Origin of the sequence: Falsiroseomonas oryziterrae (genome assembly GCF_021864505.1) — a bacterium.
In the GTDB taxonomy this organism is placed as follows: Bacteria; Pseudomonadota; Alphaproteobacteria; order Acetobacterales; family Acetobacteraceae; genus Falsiroseomonas; species Falsiroseomonas oryziterrae.
In genome coordinates this window covers 36343-42794 of record NZ_JAKJIB010000007.1, presented here as the reverse complement: position 1 = coordinate 42794, position 6452 = coordinate 36343, and the positions used below count along the sequence as shown (strand labels likewise).

Here is a 6452-nt window from a genome sequence, read left to right as displayed (position 1 = left end):
CCCTGGCGCGCGGCGCGGCTTGGCGCATACTCCGCCGACCGAAGAAGGGACCGCTCCGCGCGTGGCACGTCGCATCCAGGCCTGTCTCAACGGCGCGCGGGCGGTGGGCTTCCACCCCGCCCTGCCCGCGCCCGCGGTGCAACTGCCGAGCAGCGATCCCGCCGATCTCGCGGCCGGCCTGGCGCGCGGCGAGATCACGGTGCGCTTCCAGCCCATGGTGCGCCTTGCCGACCGGCGTCCCGTTGCGGTGGAGGCATTGGCGCGGTGGGAGCGGCCGGAACTGGCGCTCGGTGCGGGCGCCTTCGTGCCGATGGCCGAACGGGCGGGGCTCGCCGGCGCGCTGACGCTCGAGGTCGCGCGGCGGGCCATCGCCGCCTTCGCGGCCGCGCGCGGCCCGCATCCGCTGCACCTGTCCTTCAACGTGCCGCTCGACGTGCTGCTCAGCCCGGACCTCGGGCCCCGGCTGCGCGCGATCCTGGACGAGGCGAAGCTGGCGCCCTCGCGCCTCCTGCTCGAACTGACCGAGAGCACCCATGTGCGCGACGCCGGTGCGCTGCGGCGCGCCCTGCTGCGCCTCGGACAGGACGGGTTCGGCGTGCTGCTCGACGATTTCAGCCTCGATGATGCGCGCCAGCCCCTCCTCGACCTGCCTTTCGTCGGGATCAAGCTCGACCGCAGCGTGATCGCGGCGCTGCCGCGCGAGCGCCGCGCGCGGGCGCTGGTCGAGCGGCTGGCGCGGCACGCGGAGCGCAACGGCCTCGCCATCGTGGCCGAGGGCATCAGCAGCCCATCGCTCTGGCGCTGCGTCGCGGCGCTGGGCTGCGACCTGGCGCAAGGCTTCGGCGTCGGGCGGCCGATGCAGCCCGAGGCGCTGCCGGCCTGGGTCGCGGCCTGGTCGAGCCTTCCGGCCGCGGATCAGGCCGCAGGGACCGCGGCGTCCGGCGATCAGCCGGCATAGACCTCCGCATACAGCGCCACGATCTCCTCGGCGCTCGGAACGCGCGGGTTGTTGCCCGGACTGCCGGAGGCAAGCGCCTGGCTTGCCATCGTCGCGACGAGCCCGTCCCAGGCGTCGCGCGCGATGCCGTATCGTGCCGGAGTGGGCACCTCGAGGTCGCGGTTCAGCGCGCGCAACTCCTCGACGAGCTTCGCGCAGGCGGACTGGTCGCCCTCCTCCTCGCGCGCGATGCCCATGACGCGCGCGGCCTCCGCATAGCGCGCGCGCCCGGCCTCGAGCCCGAAGGCGGTGACGGCGGGCAGCAGCATCGCGTTGGACATGCCGTGGGGGACGTGGAAATGCGCGCCGATCGGGCGCGACATGCCGTGCACCAGCGCGACGGAGCTGTTGGAGAAGGCGAGGCCCGCGAGCGTCGCGCCGCGCATCATCGCCTCGCGCGCTGCGGCGTCCTGCGGATCGGCCCAGACGCGCCGCAGGTTGGGCGCGATCAGGCGCATCGCACTGCGCGCATAGTCGTCGGAGACCGGGTTGGCGCGCTTCGAGACGAAAGCCTCCAGCGCATGGGTCAGGCTGTCGATGCCGGTATCCGCCGTGATGCGCTTCGGCAGGCCGAAGGTGAGTTCGTGATCCACCACGGCCGCGAGCGGCAGCGCGCCGAGGCCCGCGATTAGCATCTTCTCGTCGCGCTCCGTGTCGGTGATCACGGTGAATCGCGTCGCCTCGCTGCCGGTGCCGGCGGTGGTCGGCACGCAGATCACGGGCAGCGCGGCGGTATTGGCGGCGGCGGGGACCTTGAAGGCGCGGATATGTGTGCCGGCCGGTGCGGCGGCGAGGATCGTCATGGCCTTGGCGGTGTCCATCGGGCTGCCGCCGCCGAAGCCGATCAGGCAGTCGTAGCTGCCCTGGCGCATCGCGGCGACGCCGGCCTCGATCACCGTGTCGGTCGGGTCCGGCACGGTGTCACTGAACACCGCGGGTGCGAGGCCGGCCGCGCGCAGCGGCGCGAGCGCGCGCTCGACGAGGCCGGAGGAGACCATGAAGGGATCGGTGACGACGAGCGGCCGCGACAGGCCGAGCTGCGCCAGCACCTCGGCGAGCTTCCCGACCGAGCCGCCACCCATCAGCATCAGCCGCGGCGCCACGAGCTGCGCGATCATGCCGTGTCCTCCCTTGCCTCGCGCCGGAGGTTAGGCGAGGCCCGCGACCACGGCCAGACGGCGCCTTAGCGTTGCGCGGCCGCGCGGATCACGGTCGCGCCGGACGCGTCGGTGAGATGGAGCAGCCCGTTCTCCACGCGCCAGCCGCGCACCGCCTCCAGCGCGGCGAAGAAGCGCCTCTCCTGGTCAGAGAGGGCGGGCGCGCAGGCCATCATCGTCGCGGCGACCTGGCCGATGCGCAGCGTCGCCCCCTCGCGCGTGTAGCTGCCGGCGAAGCGGTTGCAGCCGCCGCTGCCCTGGACGCGGCCGTCGGGCGTGAAGGTGATCTCGCTACGCGCGCGATCCACCGCGCCGCGGCCGCCGATGTCCTCCGCCACCCAGGCCGGGCCGACGAGGTCCTGCGGCGCTGGCGCAGATTGGGCCGCGGCCTCGCGCGCGCGGACCAGTCGCAACTCGACACGGTCGCCGGCGCCACGGGTCAGCACGGGATGGATCGTGTCGGTGCGGAACAGGACCTGCCCATCGCGGCGGATCTCGCCGCGCACCGCATAGGTGAAGCGGTCCTGGATGCGCGCCGGATCGTAGGCGAGGGCGAAGGCGATCGGCACCTGCTTGGTGATCGGGACCGAGGCCGCGGCGATGCGCTCGGCCGGCGCCCCCTGGCGGGAGATGTCGAGCAGCTCGACCTCCAGCACCGCGCCGGGTGGCAGCGCGATGCGCTCGCGATAGGTGGCGGTGCCCTGGATCATGCCCGACTGCGCCGCGGCGAGGCCGGGCGCGAGCAGCAGCGGCAGCAGGGCGGCATGGCGGCGCGGGATGTGGTCGAGGGACATGCGGGCACTCCCGTCAGGCGCTGCGGCGCGCCTTGGCGGCCGCGTAGAGCGCGAGGCGCTGTGCGGCCAAGGGCGCGATGCCCTCCGCGGCGGCGGCGTCGAAAGCCGGCAGGTCCTCCGCGAAATGGCAGGCGCTGGCGTGGGCGGTGGCGATCTCGCGCAGCGGCGGCGCCTGCTCGCGGCATATCGGCTGCGCATGCGGGCAGCGCGTGTGGAAGCGGCAGCCCGGCGGCGGGTTGACCGGGCTCGGCACGTCGCCGCCGAGATGGGCGACGCGGCCGCGGCGGCGCGGATCGGGATGCGGGATCGCGGCGAGCAGCGCGCGCGTGTACGGGTGGCGGGGTGCGGCGAAGAGCGTGCGCTTCGGTGCCGTCTCGACAATCTGGCCGAGATACATCACCGCCACGCGGTCGGCCATGTGGCGCACGACCGCCAGGTCATGGGCGATGAACAGGTAGGACAGGCCAAAGCGCTGCTGCAGGTCCTTCAGCAGGTTCACCACCTGCGCCTGGATCGAGACGTCGAGCGCGCTGACCGGCTCGTCGCAGACGACGAGCTCGGGCTGCACGGCGAGCGCGCGGGCGATGCCGATGCGCTGGCGCTGGCCGCCGCTGAACTCATGCGGGTAGCGCTGCGCGTGGTAGGGCGCGAGGCCGACGAGCCCGAGCAGCTCCTGCACGCGCGCGGCGCGGGACGACGCATCGCCGACGCCGTGCACCTCCATCGGCTCGGCGATCGCCTCGCCGACGCGCAGCCGCGGGTTGAGCGAGGCGTAGGGATCCTGGAAGACCACCTGCACGCGACGGCGCAGCGCGCGCAGTTCTGCCTTGCCGGAGACCTCGATGCCGTCGAAGCGGACCGTGCCGGCGGTGGGCTCGATCAGGCGCAGCACCAGCCGCGCAGTGGTGGACTTGCCGCAGCCGGATTCACCGACGAGGGCCAGCGTCTCGCCGCGCGCGATCGAGAAGGATACGCCGTCCACCGCACGCACCACGCCGCCCGAGCGGCCAAGCAGTCCGGACTTGGTGGGGTAGTGCTTCTCCAGCCCCTCGACCTGCAGCAGCGGGGTCATGCGACGAGCTCGACCGCCTGCTCGACCGGCGCGCGGATGCAGGCGGCGAGGTGGTCTGGCGCGATCTGCTCGAGCGCGGGCTGGGCCGCTTTGCAGGCCTCGATCGCGAAGGGGCAGCGCGGGTGGAAGCGGCAGCCCTTGGGCAGGGCGAAGGGCGGCGGCACCGCGCCCTCGATGGCCAGCAGCCGCTCGCGATCCTCGTCGAGGCGCGGGATCGAGCCCAGCAGGCCGAGCGTGTAGGGATGCTGGGGGCTCGCGAAGATATCCGTCGCGGCGGCGCGCTCGATCACGCGGCCGGCGTACATCACCGCCACCTCGTCGGCCATCTCGGCCACCACGCCGAGGTCGTGGGTGATGAGGATGATGGACATCCCCGTCTCGGCCTGCAGCTCGCGCAGCAGGTCGAGGATCTGCGCCTGGACGGTCACGTCGAGCGCGGTGGTCGGCTCGTCGGCGATCAGCAGCGCGGGACGGCAGGCGAGCGCCATGGCGATCATCACGCGCTGGCGCATGCCGCCCGAGAGCTGGTGTGGGTAGTCGTCGAAGCGGCGCTCCGGCGCGGGGATGCGGACGCGCTTCAGCGCCTCGATCGCACGGTCGCGCAGCTCGGCCGCGGAGGCGGTCTTGTCATGCGCGCGCATGGCCTCGGTGATCTGGCGCCCGATGCTGTGCACCGGGTTCAGCGAGGTCATCGGCTCCTGGAAGATCATCGCGACGCGGCTGCCGCGCACCTCCCGCATCCCGGCCGGCGACAGCTCGAGCAGGTTGCGCCCCTCCAGCATCACGCGGCCCGCGGCGATGCGCCCGGGCGGCGGCACGAGGCGCATCACCGACAGGCTGAGCATCGACTTGCCGCAGCCACTTTCTCCCACGATCCCGAGGGTGCGGCCACGCGGGACGGCGAGGTCCACGCCGTCCACCGCGGCGATCTCGCCGACCGAGCTGCGGAAGACGGTCCGCAGCCCCTCGATCTGCAGGAGAGGCTGGCTCACTGCCACCGGAAGGTCGGGGGCGAGGAGACCTCGACCGGGCGGTGCGCCCAGTCCTGCGCCGGCGCCTTGGCGATGACGCGTTTCTGCGCCTCGTGCAGCGCCGTGGCGGCGGCGCGGTAGTCCATCGTCACGACCTCGCCGTCGGACACGACTTTGCGGCCATCCACGAAGACGTCCTTCACCGCGCGGTCGCCGGCCGCGTAGACAAGGCTGCGCACGGGATCGCGCGCGGGGCGCATCATGGGATGCGTCACGTCCACCAGCAGGAAATCGGCGCGGCAGCCGGCGGCGAGGCGGCCGATATCCTCGCGCCCCAGCGCCTTGGCGCCGCCGATCGTCGCCGCATCGAACAGTTCCGTCGTCGTCATGCTGCGCGGGTCGTTGGCCTGGGTGCGCGCCAAGTAGGCGACCAGGCGCATCTCGTCGAGCATGTTGTGCGGGTAGGTGTCGGTACCGAGGCCCATGTTCACGCCCGAGCGCTTGTAGCGGCCGAAATGCTTCAGCGTGATGCCACGGCGCGCGAAGACCGTCGGGCAATGCGCGACCGTCGTGCCGGTCTCCGCCAGGCGCTTGAGGTCGGTGTCCGTCCACCACTTCGTCGAAGGATGGTCGTCGAGGAAGATGCCGTGCCCGATGATCGAGCGGTCGGACAGCAGGCCCATGCTATCGAGCCAGCCGATCGGAGTCTGGCCGTGGCGGCGGGTGATCTCGTGGAACTCGACGACCGACTGGGCCGCATGGATCTGCCAGGACAGGCCGCGCTTGCCGGCTTCCTGGAAACTCTCCTTCAGCAGCGTGTCGGTGCAGGTGTCGATCTGCGCCGGCACGACCATGCCGAAGAGGCGGCCGCATTCGTGCTGCTCGGCGCGCTCGATCAGCGACAGCGCCTCGGCCATCGCCTTCTCGCCGGCCGCCTCGTCCCACTCGTACTGCACGACATGGCCGTTCTTCGTGTACCAGCGGGCGGAGCGGAACATCGGGGCCACGCAGACGCGCAGGCCCGATTCCGCGAGAAGGTCGAGCCAGCCGGGATGCGCCATCGACAGGTCGGCGACCGTGGTGACGCCCGACAGCAGGAGCTCCGAAAGCGCGACGCGGACGCAGTGGGGAACCGCCTCAGCGTCCGCGCGGAAGATCGGCATGAACTCGTAGAGCGAGGAGTTGTAGAGGCCGGGGCTGCCGATCTCGTCGATCAGCCCCTTGTTCATCGGCTCGCTCGACGGGTGCGAGTGGATATTGACCAGGCCGGGCATGACCATCAGCCCCCGCCCGGTGATCTCCTCCTCGGCCGGGCCCTTGTAGCCGCGGCCGACGAAGGTGAGCGCGCCGCCCTCGAACGCGACATCGGCGTCCGGCAGGTAGACATGCTGCTGCGAGCCGGAATCCCAGGCGACGACGAGCTCGGCGTTGCGGATGACGGTGGTCATGCCCCTGCCCTTC

General features: G+C 72.5%; 6 protein-coding genes. 1 reads left to right on the top strand and 5 read right to left on the bottom strand.

Annotated features, from left to right (window positions below; all coding sequences use genetic code 11):
- The first annotated feature begins 61 nt into the window (after window positions 1-61).
- Window positions 62-958 carry an EAL domain-containing protein gene (locus tag L2I40_RS01765; RefSeq protein WP_237213137.1) on the top strand — a complete coding sequence of 299 codons (897 nt, stop codon included), beginning with the start codon at window positions 62-64 and terminating at the stop codon, window positions 956-958.
- On the opposite strand, the gene L2I40_RS01760 is transcribed toward L2I40_RS01765, so the two are convergent.
- The 5 genes from L2I40_RS01760 to L2I40_RS01740 all read right to left on the bottom strand — a co-directional run bounded on the left by L2I40_RS01760 (window position 946) and on the right by L2I40_RS01740 (window position 6439).
- Entirely contained in the window at window positions 946-2115 is a 1170-nt protein-coding gene (locus L2I40_RS01760; protein ID WP_237213136.1) for an iron-containing alcohol dehydrogenase, read from the bottom strand. The genes L2I40_RS01765 and L2I40_RS01760 overlap by 13 nt on opposite strands.
- A 65-nt stretch (window positions 2116-2180) precedes the next feature.
- Window positions 2181-2948 carry a YbaY family lipoprotein gene (locus tag L2I40_RS01755; protein ID WP_237213135.1) on the bottom strand — a complete coding sequence of 256 codons (768 nt, stop codon included), beginning with the start codon at window positions 2946-2948 and terminating at the stop codon, window positions 2181-2183.
- Between the two features lie 13 nt (window positions 2949-2961).
- Window positions 2962-4020, bottom strand: a complete 1059-nt coding sequence (locus tag L2I40_RS01750; RefSeq protein WP_237213134.1) for an ABC transporter ATP-binding protein — start codon at window positions 4018-4020, stop codon at window positions 2962-2964.
- Window positions 4017-5012, bottom strand: coding sequence for an ABC transporter ATP-binding protein (locus L2I40_RS01745; protein ID WP_237213133.1), 996 nt, complete (start codon window positions 5010-5012; stop codon window positions 4017-4019). The genes L2I40_RS01750 and L2I40_RS01745 overlap by 4 nt, the downstream gene beginning before the upstream one ends.
- Window positions 5009-6439, bottom strand: coding sequence for an amidohydrolase family protein (locus L2I40_RS01740; RefSeq protein WP_237213132.1), 1431 nt, complete (start codon window positions 6437-6439; stop codon window positions 5009-5011). Before L2I40_RS01740 ends, L2I40_RS01745 begins: the two co-directional genes overlap by 4 nt.
- Window positions 6440-6452: the final 13 nt, after the last annotated feature.